Annotated in this window: 20 protein-coding genes; 13 read left to right on the top strand and 7 right to left on the bottom strand. The window is 54.6% G+C overall.

Annotated elements, in window-relative coordinates:
* Positions 1–10: 10 nt before the first annotated feature.
* Positions 11–358, bottom strand: coding sequence for a hypothetical protein (locus tag K4305_RS11840; RefSeq protein WP_331562681.1), 348 nt, complete (start codon positions 356–358; stop codon positions 11–13).
* Here K4305_RS11840 and K4305_RS11835 point away from each other — a divergent pair.
* From K4305_RS11835 to aroQ, 5 genes are all read left to right on the top strand, one after another.
* The gene (locus K4305_RS11835; protein WP_331562679.1) at positions 357–941 is read left to right on the top strand and encodes a DUF3109 family protein; all 585 of its coding nucleotides are present in this window, start codon (positions 357–359) and stop codon (positions 939–941) included. The genes K4305_RS11840 and K4305_RS11835 overlap by 2 nt on opposite strands.
* Positions 929–2,383 (top strand): RNA polymerase factor sigma-54, encoded by a 1,455-nt coding sequence (gene rpoN, locus K4305_RS11830; protein ID WP_331562678.1) that lies wholly within the window; start codon positions 929–931, stop codon positions 2,381–2,383. Before K4305_RS11835 ends, rpoN begins: the two co-directional genes overlap by 13 nt.
* A gap of 15 nt (positions 2,384–2,398) precedes the next feature.
* Positions 2,399–2,947 (top strand): ATP-dependent protease subunit HslV, encoded by a 549-nt coding sequence (gene hslV, locus K4305_RS11825; protein WP_331562676.1) that lies wholly within the window; start codon positions 2,399–2,401, stop codon positions 2,945–2,947.
* 65 nt (positions 2,948–3,012) lie between these two features.
* Complete coding sequence (gene hslU, locus K4305_RS11820; protein ID WP_331562675.1) at positions 3,013–4,485, top strand: ATP-dependent protease ATPase subunit HslU; 1,473 nt, start codon at positions 3,013–3,015, stop codon at positions 4,483–4,485.
* 11 nt (positions 4,486–4,496) lie between these two features.
* Entirely contained in the window at positions 4,497–4,967 is a 471-nt protein-coding gene (aroQ, locus tag K4305_RS11815; RefSeq protein ID WP_331562673.1) for a type II 3-dehydroquinate dehydratase, read from the top strand.
* A 95-nt stretch (positions 4,968–5,062) separates the two neighbouring features.
* Here aroQ and K4305_RS11810 read toward each other — a convergent pair whose 3' ends face one another.
* Positions 5,063–5,533, bottom strand: coding sequence for an L-2-amino-thiazoline-4-carboxylic acid hydrolase (locus K4305_RS11810; protein ID WP_331562672.1), 471 nt, complete (start codon positions 5,531–5,533; stop codon positions 5,063–5,065).
* A gap of 210 nt (positions 5,534–5,743) precedes the next feature.
* Here K4305_RS11810 and K4305_RS11805 point away from each other — a divergent pair, with 210 nt between their 5' ends.
* Positions 5,744–6,262, top strand: a complete 519-nt coding sequence (locus tag K4305_RS11805; protein ID WP_331562671.1) for a pyridoxamine 5'-phosphate oxidase family protein — start codon at positions 5,744–5,746, stop codon at positions 6,260–6,262.
* Between the two features lie 118 nt (positions 6,263–6,380).
* Complete coding sequence (pfkA, locus tag K4305_RS11800; RefSeq protein WP_331562669.1) at positions 6,381–7,400, top strand: 6-phosphofructokinase; 1,020 nt, start codon at positions 6,381–6,383, stop codon at positions 7,398–7,400.
* A 43-nt stretch (positions 7,401–7,443) separates the two neighbouring features.
* On the opposite strand, the gene K4305_RS11795 is transcribed toward pfkA, so the two are convergent.
* Complete coding sequence (locus K4305_RS11795; RefSeq protein WP_331562668.1) at positions 7,444–8,202, bottom strand: SagB/ThcOx family dehydrogenase; 759 nt, start codon at positions 8,200–8,202, stop codon at positions 7,444–7,446.
* A 3-nt stretch (positions 8,203–8,205) separates the two neighbouring features.
* Entirely contained in the window at positions 8,206–8,604 is a 399-nt protein-coding gene (locus K4305_RS11790) for an NUDIX hydrolase (RefSeq protein WP_331562666.1), read from the bottom strand.
* A gap of 130 nt (positions 8,605–8,734) precedes the next feature.
* On the opposite strand from K4305_RS11790, the gene K4305_RS11785 reads away from it, so the two are divergent.
* The gene (locus K4305_RS11785; protein WP_331562665.1) at positions 8,735–9,268 is read left to right on the top strand and encodes a hypothetical protein; all 534 of its coding nucleotides are present in this window, start codon (positions 8,735–8,737) and stop codon (positions 9,266–9,268) included.
* A 75-nt stretch (positions 9,269–9,343) separates the two neighbouring features.
* On the opposite strand, the gene K4305_RS11780 is transcribed toward K4305_RS11785, so the two are convergent.
* Entirely contained in the window at positions 9,344–9,568 is a 225-nt protein-coding gene (locus K4305_RS11780) for a hypothetical protein (RefSeq protein ID WP_331562664.1), read from the bottom strand.
* A gap of 208 nt (positions 9,569–9,776) precedes the next feature.
* Between K4305_RS11780 and K4305_RS11775 the strand changes: the two genes are divergently transcribed.
* Positions 9,777–11,252: an aminoacyl-histidine dipeptidase gene (locus K4305_RS11775; RefSeq protein WP_331562663.1), complete on the top strand. Its 1,476-nt coding sequence runs from the start codon at positions 9,777–9,779 to the stop codon at positions 11,250–11,252.
* On the opposite strand, the gene K4305_RS11770 is transcribed toward K4305_RS11775, so the two are convergent.
* Positions 11,215–11,571, bottom strand: coding sequence for a GTPase (locus K4305_RS11770; RefSeq protein ID WP_331562662.1), 357 nt, complete (start codon positions 11,569–11,571; stop codon positions 11,215–11,217). The genes K4305_RS11775 and K4305_RS11770 overlap by 38 nt on opposite strands.
* A gap of 229 nt (positions 11,572–11,800) precedes the next feature.
* Between K4305_RS11770 and purT the strand changes: the two genes are divergently transcribed.
* From purT to K4305_RS11755, 3 genes are read left to right on the top strand one after another with little or no spacing between them, the layout of a single operon-like run.
* Positions 11,801–12,994, top strand: coding sequence for a formate-dependent phosphoribosylglycinamide formyltransferase (gene purT, locus K4305_RS11765; RefSeq protein WP_331562661.1), 1,194 nt, complete (start codon positions 11,801–11,803; stop codon positions 12,992–12,994).
* An 11-nt stretch (positions 12,995–13,005) separates the two neighbouring features.
* Complete coding sequence (locus K4305_RS11760; RefSeq protein WP_331562735.1) at positions 13,006–13,911, top strand: damage-control phosphatase ARMT1 family protein; 906 nt, start codon at positions 13,006–13,008, stop codon at positions 13,909–13,911.
* Between the two features lie 43 nt (positions 13,912–13,954).
* Positions 13,955–14,821: a hypothetical protein gene (locus K4305_RS11755; protein WP_331562660.1), complete on the top strand. Its 867-nt coding sequence runs from the start codon at positions 13,955–13,957 to the stop codon at positions 14,819–14,821.
* Between the two features lie 6 nt (positions 14,822–14,827).
* On the opposite strand, the gene K4305_RS11750 is transcribed toward K4305_RS11755, so the two are convergent.
* Complete coding sequence (locus tag K4305_RS11750) at positions 14,828–15,112, bottom strand: hypothetical protein (RefSeq protein ID WP_331562659.1); 285 nt, start codon at positions 15,110–15,112, stop codon at positions 14,828–14,830.
* Positions 15,113–15,313: 201 nt separating this feature from the next.
* Between K4305_RS11750 and K4305_RS11745 the strand changes: the two genes are divergently transcribed.
* Complete coding sequence (locus K4305_RS11745; protein WP_331562658.1) at positions 15,314–16,513, top strand: NADH:flavin oxidoreductase; 1,200 nt, start codon at positions 15,314–15,316, stop codon at positions 16,511–16,513.
* Positions 16,514–16,576: the final 63 nt, after the last annotated feature.

Below are 16,576 nucleotides of genomic sequence, written 5' to 3'. Positions count from 1 at the left end.
AAGATATGCTTTATCGATCTATTGCTGAAACCTGTTTTTTTGCCTCATCATATTGCAGAAATGCATGTATGCGAACTCCGTGAAGTCCCATGCCGAAACATGAAAAAGAGTGCAGGGCAGGAGCGACTGACCGATATTTCATCACTTTTTCCCCTTTTTCTTCTTTCCACGCCATCGTTGCAGGGTCGCTGATCAATGAGTGATTGAAATGAATTGAATTTAAAATTGGCATTATAGCGTCAGTGACGCTGTCATTGCGGCCGTGCGTTTTTCGATCTTTTCCAAAGTTTGTTAGATTTGTGCCCCTGATCGTCCCCGTAACGAGCAATTCTGACAATAGAGAAAACGAAATAGTCATGAAACTTGTATCGATAGGCAACGTACTTATTGATCCCGATCTGTTGCAGGCCGAGTTCGCCTGCGACCTGCAGGTATGCAGGGGTGCCTGTTGCGTTGAGGGCGAACTCGGAGCACCGCTCAGACCCGAAGAGGCACTGCAGCTCGAGGAGGCTTTCGGGCAACTTATGCGCATGCTGCCCGAAAAGAACCGCAGAAGCCTCCATCGTTACGGTGCCGTGGAGGTTTACCAGGGCTTGCAGTACACACGGACTGTCGAAGCACGCGAGTGCGTTTTCGCCTTGGTTCGCGACGGCATTACGCTCTGTGCCGTCGAAGTTGCGTGCCGCGAAGGATTGATCGATTTCGAAAAGCCTCTATCCTGCAGGCTTTTTCCTGTCAGGGTACGCAGGAAATTCGGTCTCGACCATCTCGTTTACGAACGGCACCAGATGTGCCGTTCGGCAAGAAATCACGGTAAGGAACGCAGGATCAGACTTGTTGATTATATTGGTGATGCGCTGGAAAGTGCTTATGGCGCCGAATGGCTTGAGAGCCTGAAAGATTTTGTCGATTCTTCTCCCAAATCGTCATGCCGGAAATAAGGCTTCAACAGAAACAGAAGGCGATTCTGTCTGCACAGCAGATTCTCAGCAGTCAATTGCTGCAGCTTCCCCTTCTGAACCTCGAACAGAGGATCTACGATGAACTGCAGGAAAATCCTCTGCTCGAACTTGCATCGGAAAACAAGGATACCGCGGGAGATCTCTCCCGGAGGGACGACGAGTTTTCCGGAGACGAGCTGTTCGATTCCGTCGATCGTTTCAGCAGACGGTCGCTTAAGGAACCTCTTCAGTCTCCTCAGTCGCAGCCTGAGCGCGAAGGGCGCCTGAACTTCACCCATGAAAGCGCCCCCCAGGAGCGTTTTTTTCAGGCCGTGCAGCATGACAGTTTCGATGAAACGCTGCTTCGGCAGCTCTCGATGCAGGAAGATATCGGCGAACGGGAAGCGATGATCGCCATCGAGATTCTCGGCAACCTTGACCAGGACGGCTATTTTACCGACGGGATCGATGTTGTTCTTGCAGGTCTGCAGAGGAACGGCATCGAAGCCGAAGAACGCGAGGTCGAAAAAATTCTTCTCAGGCTTCCGTTTCTCGATCCGCCTGGTATTGCCGTTCGGGATCTTCGCGAGCGGCTGCTTGTTCAGCTGAAACTCAGGGAACCGGAGTGTGATCCCTATGTGCATCGAACGGCAAGACGGATCCTTTCAGAGTTTTTCGACGACTTTCTCCATAAACGTTATGATCGTCTTGTCAGAAAACTCGACATTTCGAAAGAGGATATCGAAGAAGCTCTGGCCCTTATTATCTCTTTCGATCCCCATCCGGCTGAAGTTTTTCACGATGAAGTGGGACACTACATTACACCGGATTTCATTGTTACCTATGAAAACGGGGAGCTGATCGCAATGCTCAACGATCGCAGCGCGCTTTCGGTAAAGGTTTCCGAACGCTATCAGGGCGTCCTCAAAAACCGCAAGGCGCCAAAGGAAGAAAAGCAGTTCATCCGTTACAACCTCATCCGGGCCAACGATTTCGCGGCGGCCATCGCGATGCGTCGCCAGACCCTGCTCAAGGTGATCGAATCGCTCATGAAAGCGCAGTACGCTTTTTTCGTTTCCGGCCCGGAGCATATCGTTCCCCTCGGCATGAAAGCCATTGCCGAAGACACCGGGCTCGATATCTCTACGATCAGTCGTGCGGTCAACGGTAAATACGTGCAGACCCGTTACGGGGTATTCGAACTGAAGTACTTTTTCAGCAGCTCGCTTTCCACCGACGACGGCGAGGATATGTCGAGCAAGATTATCCGTCAGTATATCGTCGAAATGGTTAAGGCCGAAGATCCGCTCCAGCCGCACAGCGACGACGCCCTGACAGCCATGCTTAAGGAAAAGGGGATCATGATTGCCCGCAGAACGGTTGCAAAATATCGTGAACAAATGCAAATTCCAGTTGCAAGGCTAAGGAAAAAAATATTTTAACAGGTGTATCCGACTATGGGGCAGCAAACAAAGCCGTTAATACGCTCGACAACGGTACTTGGCGTTATCAGGAACGGAAAGGCGGCTCTCGGCAGCGATGGCCAGATGACGCTCGGCAATACGGTGCTCAAGCACTCCACACGAAAAACCCGTCGTCTCTACCAGGGCCGTATCATTACCGGTTTTGCCGGTGCAACCGCAGATGCCGTCACCCTGCTCGACCGTTTCGAAGAAAAGCTCGATGCATACAGCGGCCGGCTTGAACGCGCAGCAGTGGAACTTGCCCGCGACTGGCGTACCGACAAGTATCTGAGGCGCCTCGAGGCCATGCTTGCCGTCGTCAGCAGTGACAAGGCGCTCATCATCTCCGGAACAGGCGATGTCATCGAACCCGAAGACGGCATTGTGGCAATCGGAAGCGGCAGCATGTATGCCCTTGCCGCTGCCCGCTCGCTCATGAAGCATACCGATCTTCCGGCAAAAGAGATCGTTGGGGAGAGTCTGAAGATCGCCGCCGAGATCTGTATCTATACGAACGACCATATTATCATCGAAGAACTCTGAACCTCAATCGTGCCACACACGAATTATGTAAACAGTTTTTTACCGAACAAGAGAAATAATCATCAATGACCATTCACAGCGACTCGGAAGCTGCCGCCCTGACGGGAGAGAAAAGCGCTATCGCCGCTCATAATCTCACTCCTAACCAGATTGTGGAACTTCTTGACAAATACATTATCGGTCAGAAAGACGCCAAGAAATCTGTAGCCATCGCCCTGCGCAACCGGGTCCGTCGTCAGCATGTCAGCGACGAGCTGCGGGACGAGATCATGCCCAACAACATCATCATGATTGGCCCGACCGGCGTCGGCAAAACCGAAATCGCCCGCAGACTTGCCAAGCTTGCGAAGGCACCCTTCGTAAAGGTCGAAGCGTCCAAGTTCACCGAGGTCGGCTATGTGGGGCGCGACGTCGAATCGATGATCCGCGACCTTGTGGACCAGTCGGTAGCCATGGTGCGCAGTGAAAAATCGGAAGAGGTGAAAGAAAAAGCCGCAGGGCTTGTCGAAGAACGTCTTCTCGATATTCTTTTGCCGCCGATCTCTTCGGCAAGAGATCGTGAGGACGAGGATACGGATGCCGGTTCGGATTCTCAGGCCATGGTAAAAGCGGATGAGAACGACCTCTCGCACGAAATCAACCGGAAAAGCCGCGAAAAAATGCTTGAGCGGCTCCGCAGTGGCAGGATGGAAGACCGGCAGATCGAAATGGACATCGCAAGCGAAAGTCCCGGCGGAATGATGCAGATTTTCGGCCCGCTCGGCCAGATGGAAGAGATCGGAAATATCATGCAGGACCTCATGAGCGGTCTTCCCCGCAAACGCAAGAAGCGTCGCGTAACCATTGCTGAGGCCCGGAAGATTCTCGAGCAGGAAGAGGTGCAGAAGCTCATCGACATGGACGCCGTGGTAAAGGAAGCCATCAGCAAGGTCGAGCAGTCGGGCATCGTGTTCATCGACGAAATCGACAAAATTGCCGCTCCGTCCACCGGTTCCGGCAGTGGCAAGGGGCCGGACGTCAGTCGTGAAGGGGTGCAGCGCGATCTTCTGCCCATTGTCGAAGGCTCCAATGTCGCCACGAAATACGGCAGCGTGAAGACCGACCACGTGCTCTTTATCGCTTCCGGGGCATTTCACGTCGCCAAGCCTTCTGACCTGATTCCCGAGCTGCAGGGCCGTTTTCCCATCAGGGTGGAACTGAAAAGCCTTTCCGAAGAGGATTTTTACAAGATCCTAACACAGCCTGAAAACGCGCTTATCAAGCAGTATAAGGCGCTCCTTAGCACCGAGGGGGTAGATCTGGACTTTACCGACGGCGCAATACTCGAGATAGCAAAAATCGCGGCCAGGGTCAACGAAAGCGTCGAGAATATCGGCGCACGCAGGCTCCACACCATCATGACCAACCTGCTCGAAGAGCTTATGTTCAACATCCCGGAAAGCGTGACGGACGCAAATGTGGTGATAGACGAGGCGATGGTGCAGGATAAGCTTTCTGCGGTGTCATCGGATCGCGATCTGAGTCAGTATATCCTCTGATAATAAAGCATATGGGTACTCATTCTATTCTTGTACTGAACGGGCCGAACCTCTCCAGACTCGGTAAACGAGAGCCTGAAGTTTACGGCAATCGCACGCTCGATGATATCAATCGAGGGCTTTCCGAAGCCTTTCCTGAAGTGACCTTCGAGTTTTTTCAGTCGGAACGAGAAGGCGAGCTGCTCGAAAAACTCTTTCACTGTGAGGACAAAGGCGGTTTTACCGGCATCGTGCTCAATGCCGGAGCGCTTACGCACTACTCCATAGCCCTGCGCGATGCAATCCAGGCAATCAGGCTTCCGGTCGTGGAAGTCCACATTTCCAACATCTATGCCCGCGAAGCATTCCGTCACCACTCGGTTATCTCCGAAGTATGCAAGGGAGTCATCAGCGGTTTCGGAGTCAACAGCTATCACCTCGGAGTAAGGGCGATTCTTGAGGGAGGACCAAGGGTAGGGGACGTTGTTTTGCAGCTCAAGTAGCGTGATTTGGGGGAGGCGGGAGACAGGAGTTGGGATACGGGGGATGGGAGGGGCACGGTATGGCGTGCCCCTGCGTTTGTTTGTTTTGATGCTGCTTACTCGGCGGATGATATGCGGCCCGGTCGCTGGTACTTGAAGATGCAGACCGGGCTGCCGAGTGCCTGGCGGGAGAGTATCTCGCCGCTCATTTCCGGAAATGCCCGGTGCGAAGCCTCCATATCCAGTTCGCATATCACACGGCAGGGGGTATCGAACCCGTATTCGAGGCATATCTCCAGGTAGGGGCAATACCTCTGGATTTCCAGTACGGCATCGACGCCCCGGTTCGAAATATCAACGACATCCATATCCATGCCGACCGCGCTGAAAAACGGGACGGCAGCACGGAAACCTTCGGCAAGCGATGGCAAGGCCAGTAAAGGGCCCATTCGCTGCTTCTGCAGTTCCGGGAACCCTTCAAGAATGGATTCCCATGCATTTTCTTCTCCCAGTTTTTCGGTCAGTTCCCTGAATTGCGCGAATTTTTTTCTCGCGGCAGCGATCAGTTCCGGTTTGGCTTTCTGCATGGTGTTGTCTCCCGTTTTTTTCTAATTTTTTTATAGAACGTAAAAAACAGATATGCGGTTCAGTCGCCGGGTTGAGGCATGTTTGTTCGGGCGGCTGAGTCCGTTCCGGAATACCGGGAATTCGTACTGTCTTTCTCTTGTTATGGTTCTTTGTGTTCACGTGAATTTGTAAGACAACCGGAGATCGTCTTCCGGAAGAGGAGGGGGGGTATGGAAGAAAAACAGGAGCACGGAGTGCCGGAAATATTCACGAAACGCGTTACCCGGCAGCTTCCCTCCGATGAACTTGAAGCGCGCATTCTTGCCTTTCTCGGTTCCCGTAGTCTCTGCGTGCTTGCGACCTGCCGCAGCAATGTGCCTCGGGCCACGCCCGTTCTCTATCGCTCAAAGGGGTTCACCATCTATATGGCAGGAGAGCCCGGTCGGAAGCTCGGAAACATCAGTCAGAATCCGACGGTGAGCATAGCGATTTTTGACCCCGAAGCCGAATTTTCCGAAAAGATAGACGATATCACAGGTCTGCAGATCGGCGGCAAGGCGAGACTCATCGGGAAAGAGGAGCCGGAATTCATGGATGCGTTCCTCATGTTCGGGCGTCCCGCTTCTTGGGCAGAACACTGGTACGGAAAAATGATCGAAGTTGTGCCGGATCGTATCGAGCTGCTTGCAATGGGACTGAAAAACGAGGGGTATGCCGCAAGGCAGATCTGGGTGCGGAACGATAGGTGATGACGCTGATCGGGAGTCGAATACATTTTTCCCGATTTGTCGGTGTCCATTATTTTTGTAACATGGCACAGCCGACAGAAAGGGGGGCGACCCCATTGCAGCAACGTATATGATCCATATGACTGATACAATCAATATCCGGAGCGATTCTTACAAAAAGCCGAAACTGCGGAAGATCGGCGTATTTACGTCCGGGGGCGATGCTCCGGGAATGAATGCCGCCATCCGGGCGGTTACCCGTACGGCGCTTGCCAATAAACTGAAGGTGATCGGTATCCGCCGCGGATACCAGGGAATGATCGAGGGTGATTTCATGCCGCTGAGATCCTCTGATGTGAGCGGTATTATCCAGTTGGGGGGAACTATTCTCAAAACCGCGCGAAGCAAGGAGTTCAGAACCCCCGAGGGTCGCCAAAAAGCCTGGCTGCAGCTGCAGAACGCAGGCATAGACGCAGTCGTTGTGATCGGAGGTGACGGTTCCTTTACTGGAGCGCTGACCATGTCGCAGGAGTACAATGTTTCGTTTATCGGTATTCCAGGCACCATCGACAACGATATGTACGGAACGGATTATACCATCGGTTACGAAACGGCATTGAATTCCGTGGTGTGCGCCGTCGATAAGATCAGGGATACGGCAGTTTCGCACGGAAGGATTTTCATTGTCGAAGTCATGGGCCGGGAAGCGGGTCTGCTTGCATTGAACAGCGGCATTGCCTGTGGAGCCGAAGTGATTCTGATTCCTGAATCGAAGGAACAGCATGAGGCGCTGAAACGATTTCTCGAAAAAGGGTACAAAAGCAGGGAACGAAGCGGGATCATCATCGTTGCCGAAGGAGATGAGCCGGGAGGCGCACTGAAAATTTCCGAAGAGGTGCGAAGAGATCATCCCGAACTCGATGTGCGCGTTTCGATTCTGGGCCATATCCAGCGGGGGGGAAGTCCTACGGCAAACGACCGCATCAATGCCACGAGGATGGGTGTTGCCGCCATCGATGCCCTGCTTGACGACCAGAAGAGCATTATGATCGGCCTCGATAACGGAAAGATCGTGCAGGTGCCGCTCAACAAGGCGGTAAAGCTGAATCACAGTTTCAACGGCGAATTGCTTCAGATACAGAAGCTGCTCAACATATAGAGCGGCATTGCCGGAAACCTGTCAGGCCGAATGTCTGCGCGTCCTATAACCTTTTTCCGACAGGGGCGAGATAGATGGTGAACTCCTCTTTTCCGTCTATCTTCAGGAGAGTGTCCATCCCTGCCTGGTCATAGGCCGCGATAGCGCAGGTTCCGGCTCCGACAGCCTCGCTGGCGAGATAGAGGTTCTGGCAGACATGCCCGGCATCGAGGGCGATGACTTTATGGGCGGCAAGGCCGTATCGCCACTCCATGCGATAGGGAATGACCGTCCAGATGAAGGTGACGGCCGCCTCTCCGGCAAATTGCTGACCGAGGGCACCCTGTGCGATTCTGCGTTCGAGATGTTCGACTTCGAACTCGAAGAGCAGCCGGTGTTCGACAGGGAGGTATCGGTAGATGCCTTTTTCAAGTCCGTCGATACGGTGCACCGAAAGATAGGTTTCAAAGGCGTGGCGGCAGCCGGCTGAGGGGACGGTTCTCAGCGCATGGCCTGCATCGGGCTTGTGTCTGATGCCCTGGGTAGCCCAGAGCAGGAAGGAGAGTTCTTCGATGGAGAGAAATTCGCTGCTGTAAGTCCGGCAGCTTCTGCGTCTGCCGATGGCAGTGCGAAGGTCGATGCGACCGATTTCCGTAAGGGTTTCAATTCGAGGCAGCGCTGTTGTCTTTGCGCCGGCATCATAAGGTTTTTCGACAGGCGGGGGCGGCACCATGCGGTTCTGGTCGGTTTCCCGGAAATCGACATGTTGTCGAATGCTGTCCTTGAGGAGGTATCGATGCGCTTCGATGCTGTTGCTGTCCATTGGTCAGAGGTTCCGGTTTGATGCGAAAAAGTCTTCAAGTACGAGATCGAATCCGTACGCAAGCCGAAGTCCCGTCAACTCGTGCTCCGCGAACCACCGCAGCCGCTGGCCTTCGTGCAACGTGATCGATTCGGGTTTTGCTTCGAAAGGCATCAGGAAAATATGTTCGATGCGGTCGGGAAAATCGTAGACCGCTTGCAGGCTGCAGCACGAGACGTCGGTTTCGATCTCTTCGTGCATTTCGCGAACAATGCAGGCTTCGGGCGACTCCCCTTCATCGACGTGGCCTCCGGGAAGATCCCACATATTCGGATAGGGAATATCGGGCTTGTCGTCCCTGAGCAGAAGCAGTACTTCTCTTCGGCTGTTTATAAAGATGATGCTGGCTCCGGATCGTTTCATTGGCGGATGGTGGAGTTGTCTTTTCTCAATGATAGCGGATTTCTGCCGTTTTCATGCGTCCGACGGTTTTCGGATAGTGCCGTAATCCGGGTTTCGAGTAACTTTTTTTAACCGCTGATACCTGTATGTTATGAAAGATACTGCATCGAGGGAGCTTCCGGGAGAATTATTCGAGGAATATTCGGAATGGTATATGAGCCTTGCCGAGGACTGCGGAAGCCTGCCGCGTACGGTTTCGGGCGTCAGCGAAAACCTCCGGCAGTTCATCTATGTTCTCGATGACGTGGAGCTTCATCATATGTCGCGCAACAAGTTTATCCGTTTCGTGCTCGACGACTTCGCCGCAGAAGCATACGCCTACGGGTCTGTCGATATTCGGGGCGACAGCGATGAAGGGCGGCTTGAGGAGGTGCTCGATGTCATTGCCGCCGATAAGGAACATTACATTGCAGGTAGCTGGAGGGTCATCCGCGATGAAGAAGGGCGTGTGACCGGTCTTGTGCACCTGGGTATCCGCAAGGGAGACGATCATGAGAAACAGGCAGGCGCGTGGTTTCTCAGCGGCTCAATCCGCTTTACCGATGCCGAAAATGCCAGGTATCGTTCGCTCTGGGAGAATGCGAAACCTAGTGTCGTATTCAAGGACCGTAACGCTCGGCAGTAAGTTATGTGGCCTGCAACCGCCTGTCCCTGCACGGGACAAGGCGGTTGCGGCTGTACGAGAGGAATACCGGCAAGGTTATTTTTTAGGGGTAATTGCCGTGCTGATGCCGTTTGCAACTCCCTGCACGAGCTGAAGGGCAGTGTTGACCGAACCGGTCATGAGGTTCGCGCAGAGATTGGTGCAGGATTCGACGAGCGAAAGCGCCGAGCCGATGCCGCTTCCGGCCATGTCGGCTGCATTCTGTACCGGGGTGCCGACTGCGTTGAAGAGGTCCGAAAAAACGCCGTTTGAGTTTGCCATAGGTCTGTATGTTTACTGTTTGAAGGGATGTTCTGTATACAAAAAACCGGTGTTGGGTGGATCTGATTGTAAACCATGTAATATAATATATTGCCGGTTAAGCGGTGCGGCTTCAGCGTATACAATAGCGGTTAACCGGTAATTTTTATCACAATATTCCGATTGTGCCTGCAAGGGCACAAAAAGAGCATCCGGAGTACAATCCATAATGAGTGGCGATATACGCGAGCTTGAACCCCGCGAGGTGTGGACGCATTTTTACAGTCTCACACGGATTCCCCGTCCTTCGGGACACGAAGAGAAGATCAGAACCTTCCTGGCGGATTTCGGCCAGAGGCTCGGGCTGGAGACCATCCTCGACGGAGCGGGGAACGTGATCATCCGCAAGCCGGCGACCCCGGGAATGGAAGATCGCATGGGGGTGATTCTGCAGGCTCATCTCGACATGGTGCCGCAGAAGGTCGGAGGCTCTCTGCATGATTTCGAACGCGATCCGATCGAGCCGCTTATAGACGGTGAGTGGGTACGTGCAAACGGTACCACGCTTGGAGCCGATAACGGCATCGGCGTGGCTGCGGCCATGGCCGTGCTCGAGTCCTCCACTATACAGCATGGCCCTGTCGAAGCTCTTTTTACAAGCGAGGAGGAGACCGGCATGAACGGCGCTTCGGGGCTGCGACCCGGACTGCTTCGTGGTGAAATCCTGCTCAATCTTGATTCGGAAGATGAAGGGGAGCTATTCATCGGCTGCGCGGGGGGGCTTGACGGCACCATGACCTTCCGGTATGCCGAAACGCCGCTGCCTCCAGGCTATGCTGGTTTCGCTCTCAGGGTCGGCGGTCTCAGGGGCGGCCACAGCGGCATGGATATCCATCTTGGACGCGGCAACGCCAACAAAATCATGAACCGGCTGCTGCATGCGGGATACCGTGCTCACGGGCTGCTTCTGTCGGAAATCGAGGGGGGCAGCCTTCGCAACGCCATACCTCGCCAGTCCGAGGCCCATGTTGCCGTTCCGGAGGCGCGTGCCGGGCGTTTTCTTAAGGAGTTCAGTACTCTTGCCGAGTCGATACGATCCGAATTTGCCGGAGCCGACCCGATGCTGCAGATCGGAGCCGTTCCTGAACCCGCTCCGCTTCGGGTTATCGAAGAAGAGGTGTTCAGCCGATCGCTCCGGGCGATACATGCCTGCCCGAACGGCGTTATGCGAATGAGCTTCGAGATGGATGGACTGGTGGAAACCTCAAACAATCTGGCGATCGTGCGGTCAGGCGGCGGAGAACTGACCGTGCAATGCCTGCTGCGAAGTTCGGTGGATTCCGCCCGCGAAGATCTTGCCTCGATGGTCGGCAGCGTTTTCGATCTTGCCGGAGCTGACGCGGTTTTCGACGGAGGGTATCCGGGATGGAAGCCCGACCCCGAATCCGCTCTGCTCTCGCTCATGAAGGATACCTACCGGCAACTGTTCGGCAGGGATCCCGAGGTGCGCGCCGTGCATGCGGGACTGGAGTGCGGCATTATCGGGGCTATCTGTCCCGGCCTCGATATGATTTCCTTCGGTCCTACCATACGCTATCCGCATTCGCCCGACGAAAAAGCCGAAATATCTTCGGTCGGAAGATTCCGGGATTATCTTGTCCGGGTGCTTATGAGCGTACCGGCAGCGCGTCTCGGATCGCTTTGATGAGTTCGTCGAGGCTTTTTATCCGATCGATCTCCTCTTTGGCCATGAGCACCTGCAGATCGCCGTTTTTACGGAAAATAACCGGATAGATCTCTGTGCGGCCATACTTTTTTTCGAACTCGTCGCGATGGAGGAATTCCATAGGCATACCGACGTTTTTACGGAAATCCCGCCAGGACTCTTTTTCTGCAAAGGCATCGTGCGTGAGGGCGCAGAGGCTGCACTGATATGTTTCGGGGCTCAGCAACTTGTGCCCTATATCGATCAGGCCGCTTATGGGCCCGCTTTCGGAGTTGTAAACGAATACGATGGTTTTCATGATGTTCGGATTGTTAGAGTTGCCGATTGTGCTGCCAGAGTTGTTTCGTTCATAATTTGTAACACATGCGGCTTCCTGATCAATCCAATGACAAGCGATTTTCCTTATCCGTCATTAGAAACCATGATTTTGTTGAAATCGTGATAAATGACTTTACTGTTTTGCGTTATTGTCGTAAAACAGTAACATGAACACCATCGGATCATCTTAACGCTGAATATCTGCATCCATGCGAAAAAAAATAATGCTGCTTGGCAGCGGGGAACTGGGCAGGGAGTTCGTTATCGCCGCAAAGCGACTGGGGCAGTATGTCATAGCCGTTGACAGCTACGACGACGCTCCCGCACAGCAGGTAGCCGACGAACGGGAAGTGATCGATATGCTCGACGGCGAGGCGCTCGACGCCCTTGTGGCGAAGCATCGTCCCGATCTGATCGTGCCTGAAATCGAAGCGATCCGTACGGAACGATTCTATGCTTACGAGGAACAGGGCATCAGGGTGGTGCCTTCCGCACGCGCTGCGAATTTTACCATGAACCGCAAGGCGATCCGCGACCTGGCTGCAAAAGAACTTGGGTTGCGTACGGCGGACTACCGCTATGCATCGTCGCCTGAAGAACTGGAACAGGCCGTCGCACAGGTTGGCATGCCATGCGTCGTCAAGCCGCTTATGAGCTCCTCGGGCAAGGGGCAGTCTACAGTGAAGTGCGCCGGAGATGTCGAAAAAGCCTGGAGCTGTTCGCAGAGCGGCAAGCGCGGCGATATCGCCGAAGTGATCGTCGAGGCGTTCGTGCCGTTCCATACCGAAATCACCCTGCTGACCGTGACGCAGCAGAACGGCCCGACGCTTTTCTGTCCGCCTGTCGGCCACCGGCAGGAGCGGGGCGACTATCAGGAGAGCTGGCAGCCCTGCCGTATCAGCGAAGCTCATTTACAGGAAGCCCGGGAGATTGCAGGCAAGGTTACTCTTGCCCTCACCGGGGCTGGCATCTGGGGCGTGGAGTTCTTTCTTGCCGATGACGGGCTCTACTTTTCGGAACTGTCGCCGCGTCCGCATGATACCGGCATGGTCACTCTCGCAGGCACGCAGAATCTTTCGGAGTTCGACCTGCATGCAAGGTCTGTGCTCGGACTCCCCATTCCCGGGATCGAGCTGCTTCGTCCCGGCGCAAGCGCGGTTATTCTTGCCGCAGAGGACGGCAGCTCTCCGGATTTTACCGGACTCGACGATGCGCTTTGCGAGCCGGGCACCGACATCCGCATCTTCGGCAAACCCGTCACCCGCCCTTACCGACGGATGGCCGTTGCGCTTGCCGTCGGGGATCCAGGCAGCGATGTCGATATCCTGAGGAAGAAGGCCATCGATTGTGCGGCGAAGGTGCGGGTGGTATGCGGAGAGGAAGGCGTTTATCAGAACGTATGATAATGGATATAATGAATACCGACAGGCATATATCGGCGGAATGCTACCCATGTGTTTTCGAGCAGCTGCATTCGCTTGCAAGGGTTACGGAACTTGACCCCGGCAACGGGAAAATCCTGTTCGAACACTCCATGCGTCAGCTTCTCGACACCGGCGGAAAAGGCATCGTCGTACAGCATCTCATCAGGAGCGCCACAGACAGAGCCATCGCCCTTTCCGGAAAGGGGGCGGATTTCGATCCCTACCGGGCGATAAAAAAACAGTCGAACGACATGGCGCTGCAGTATGCCCCGGAGTTCAGGAATAAAATCCGCCATTCTCCTGACCCGCTGCAGGAGGCGGTAAAAATCGCCGCTGCAGGCAACATCATCGATTTCGGCGCCAAGCGGCACGGATCGCTCGATATCGAAAAGGAACTCCGTACCATCGATGAACGGGCTTTCGGCCGTTTCGATTTTCCTGAGTTTTCAAGACGTTTGAACTCGGCCGGGAGGCTTCTCTATATCTGCGATAATGCTGGCGAGATCGTTTTCGACAGACTGTTCATCGAGGAGATCCGACGCAGTTATCCCGAACTGCAACTCACCTGTGCGGTGCGTGAGCAGCCGGTCATCAACGATGCCGTCCTGGGAGACGCGCTTGATGCAGGGCTGCACGAGGAGGCCGCAGTCATATCATCAGGCAGCATCTATCCCGGCACCCTGCTCGATGAAACGTCCGAAGAGTTCCGGGCGCTGTTCGATAATGCCGACCTCATCATCTCAAAAGGACAGGGAAATTTCGAAACCCTGCTTGACGTTGCCGACGAACGGCTCTTTTTCATCCTGAGAATCAAGTGCGACCGGATGTCCAGACTCTCCAACGTACCAAAAGGAGAACTGGTACTCATGCAGGGGGGAAGGATCAGGCCTGCCTGAGCATGGTGCGCGAAGATCGAAGTAATCCAAAATAAAATGCGATATGATTAGCAGCTTCAGGCGGATTGTCTCGGTATACGACTGGCTGGAGCATCTATGGGAGCACAAGCGTACCGAACGGGCAATCGCGAATCTTCTCATTGCGGCATTTCTCGGCTCGCTCGTGCTGATCGAGCTGGCCCGCCAGGGATGGCTGCCCCAACAACTCGCACTGCTGCTGCCGAAAAGCCACTACTACGCCATCAATGTCGCTTTTTCCATGCTGCTCGGCATCGAGGTGATCGGACTGGTTTTCACCCTTGCCCATTCGGTTTCCGATTCGGTAGGCAAGCAGTTCGAGATTCTTTCGCTTATCCTCTTGCGAAACTCGTTCAAGGAGTTCGTTTACTTCCAGGAGCCGCTTGTATGGGATGAAGCCTCCGAACCTGTGCTGCATATCCTCTCGAACGCAGCCGGCGCGATACTGATTTTCATTCTTCTCGGCTTTTATTACCGCATGCAGCGCCATCGCGCAATCACGCAATCGCCCGGCGCAGCGGCGGATTTTATCGCGTCGAAAAAGGTCGTCGCGCTTCTGCTGCTGCTGATCGTCGGAGGTATCGGGACTCTTCAGGGGTACTATTTCCTTTCAGGCCGGCAGTCATACGATTTTTTCTCGATCTTCTATACGGTACTCGTTTTCAGCGATGTGCTGCTGGTGCTGATCTCACTGCGCTACAGTTCCGGATATCCGGTTCTGTTCCGCAACTCCGCCTTTGCAGTGGCAACGGTGGTGATCCGCCTTGCCCTGACAGCTCCGCCATACATCAATGTGCTTCTTGGCATAGGAGCCATGGCATTCGCCATAGGCATTATTGCAGCCTATAACCGTTTCGGAACCAGCGAACCGAAACCGGTTATCCCCCATTGAACGGTTTCATTCCGGCAGGGTGAATCCTTCGGAGACCTGGTTGAAATCCACCGGAAACGAAGGCTCTGTCCTGCCGTGTCGGTCTCGTCCCTCCGGCATCCCATGTATGCCCTTCGGCAGTTCTTTGTTTTCGGTAACATAGTTCAGCAGCCAGCCGGTCATGCGGTAGTAGCCGTTCGCCCTGCCGGAATCGGGGTTAAGGGCTTTTCCTTCGGCCCAGCGGTCGACCATTGCCGTCACGACAGGAAGATATCGTGCTTTCAGGTCATCAGGGGAATCGTATGCTTGCATAGTGTGTCTTTTGCGATCGGGTTCACAGGTGCGGCAGGCTGAAGCTGATGCCTCATGCCGTTTCACGAAAGATAACTGCCCCGCTCCAGCCTGGCAACTGTTGAACTTCGGCACGCGCCATTGCTTGTTCATCGCCCGGTATGATTATATTCGGACGTTCCCGGCTATAAGCGCCATGCAATCCATTATCCGGCTCTCTTCATGCTATTCGATTCCTGTTCCCTTGGCGGTATAGCCATGCGCAACCGCATCTTCCGTGCCGCAACGCACGAGAGCATGGCCGATCCTGCCGGCGCGCCCGGCACTGCCCATGAAAAGCTTTATTCGGCTCTTGCGCGAGGAGGCGCAGGGGCAATCATCACCGGATATGCAGGAGTGCGGCAGGATGGACGCAGCAGCCTGCCCGGGATGCTGATGATGCATGACGACACTCTGGTTCCCGCTTACCGTAAATTGACCGGATCGGTGCATCGGCATGGAGCGCCCCTCATTCTGCAGCTTGCCCACTGCGGACGGCAGACCCGCTCGAAAGTGACCGGCATGCCGACGGTCGCTCCTTCCCGCTTGCGTGATGGCGTCTTCAACGAAGATCTGCCTGTCGAGCTTACGGAATCAGGGATTCTCGACATTGCCCGAAGTTTTGCCGAGGCGGCAGTGCGGGCAAGAAGCGCAGGATTTGACGGCGTTCAGCTGCATATGGCCCACGGCTATCTGCTCTCCCGGTTTCTCTCCGGCTACAGCAACCGCCGTACCGACCGCTGGGGCGGTTCGACGGAAAACCGTTTCCGAATCATTCAGGAAATCATGCGTCGCATCCGGCATCTGCTGCCGGATTATCCCGTTCTTGCAAAGATCAACGGCTTTGACCGGCAACCCGGCGGCATGCGCATAGAGGAAGCCGTCCGGATTGCGCAAATGCTTGAAGCGTGCGGATGCACGGCCATCGAAGTGTCGTCGGGCACCGTCGAAGAGGGGCTGACGATCATGCGCGGTCCACGCATACCGGCTGAAGCCCTTCTGGCCTGCAACTTCAGGTTCGAGAGCGTACCGGCAATCCTGAAACCTGTTATCGCGCCGGCGATCAGGATTGCCCTGCCTAAACCGAAACTCTTGAATGGGTATAATGTTGAAGCTGCGGCTGAGATCAGAAAAGCGGTTTCAATTCCGGTCATCGTTGTGGGCGGCCTGCACACGCTCAATGATCTTGTTGCTCCGCTGACGGCCGGATTTGCCGATTTCGTATCGATGTCGCGCCCGTTCATCATCGAGCCCGATATTGTCAGCAAATTGCAGACGGGCAAACAACGCTCATCGCGCTGCACCATGTGCAACCATTGCGCCATCATGATCGAGGCCGGCCCCCTTCGCTGCTGGAACGGCAGGTTGCCCGGCAGAAAATAACGCATATCGAAAAAAAACAGCTCCCTTCCCTTGACAGAAGGCTTTTTTTGTGTTATGTTATTG

The organism is Chlorobium sp. (genome assembly GCF_036528655.1).
GTDB lineage: Bacteria > Bacteroidota > Chlorobiia > Chlorobiales > Chlorobiaceae > Chlorobium.
The sequence above is the reverse complement of the archived record's forward strand: the minus strand, read 5'-3'. Positions and strand labels throughout refer to the sequence as shown.

Coding starts and splice junctions, on each gene's coding strand:
- K4305_RS11835 (WP_331562679.1), top strand. CDS start 357: ATGAAACTTGTATCGATAGGCAACGTACTTATTGATCCCGATCTGTTG.
- K4305_RS11840 (WP_331562681.1), bottom strand. CDS start 358: ATGACTATTTCGTTTTCTCTATTGTCAGAATTGCTCGTTACGGGGACG.
- rpoN (WP_331562678.1), top strand. CDS start 929: ATGCCGGAAATAAGGCTTCAACAGAAACAGAAGGCGATTCTGTCTGCA.
- hslV (WP_331562676.1), top strand. CDS start 2,399: ATGGGGCAGCAAACAAAGCCGTTAATACGCTCGACAACGGTACTTGGC.
- hslU (WP_331562675.1), top strand. CDS start 3,013: ATGACCATTCACAGCGACTCGGAAGCTGCCGCCCTGACGGGAGAGAAA.
- aroQ (WP_331562673.1), top strand. CDS start 4,497: ATGGGTACTCATTCTATTCTTGTACTGAACGGGCCGAACCTCTCCAGA.
- K4305_RS11810 (WP_331562672.1), bottom strand. CDS start 5,533: ATGCAGAAAGCCAAACCGGAACTGATCGCTGCCGCGAGAAAAAAATTC.
- K4305_RS11805 (WP_331562671.1), top strand. CDS start 5,744: ATGGAAGAAAAACAGGAGCACGGAGTGCCGGAAATATTCACGAAACGC.
- pfkA (WP_331562669.1), top strand. CDS start 6,381: ATGACTGATACAATCAATATCCGGAGCGATTCTTACAAAAAGCCGAAA.
- K4305_RS11795 (WP_331562668.1), bottom strand. CDS start 8,202: ATGGACAGCAACAGCATCGAAGCGCATCGATACCTCCTCAAGGACAGC.
- K4305_RS11790 (WP_331562666.1), bottom strand. CDS start 8,604: ATGAAACGATCCGGAGCCAGCATCATCTTTATAAACAGCCGAAGAGAA.
- K4305_RS11785 (WP_331562665.1), top strand. CDS start 8,735: ATGAAAGATACTGCATCGAGGGAGCTTCCGGGAGAATTATTCGAGGAA.
- K4305_RS11780 (WP_331562664.1), bottom strand. CDS start 9,568: ATGGCAAACTCAAACGGCGTTTTTTCGGACCTCTTCAACGCAGTCGGC.
- K4305_RS11775 (WP_331562663.1), top strand. CDS start 9,777: ATGAGTGGCGATATACGCGAGCTTGAACCCCGCGAGGTGTGGACGCAT.
- K4305_RS11770 (WP_331562662.1), bottom strand. CDS start 11,571: ATGAAAACCATCGTATTCGTTTACAACTCCGAAAGCGGGCCCATAAGC.
- purT (WP_331562661.1), top strand. CDS start 11,801: ATGCGAAAAAAAATAATGCTGCTTGGCAGCGGGGAACTGGGCAGGGAG.
- K4305_RS11760 (WP_331562735.1), top strand. CDS start 13,006: ATGAATACCGACAGGCATATATCGGCGGAATGCTACCCATGTGTTTTC.
- K4305_RS11755 (WP_331562660.1), top strand. CDS start 13,955: ATGATTAGCAGCTTCAGGCGGATTGTCTCGGTATACGACTGGCTGGAG.
- K4305_RS11750 (WP_331562659.1), bottom strand. CDS start 15,112: ATGCAAGCATACGATTCCCCTGATGACCTGAAAGCACGATATCTTCCT.
- K4305_RS11745 (WP_331562658.1), top strand. CDS start 15,314: ATGCTATTCGATTCCTGTTCCCTTGGCGGTATAGCCATGCGCAACCGC.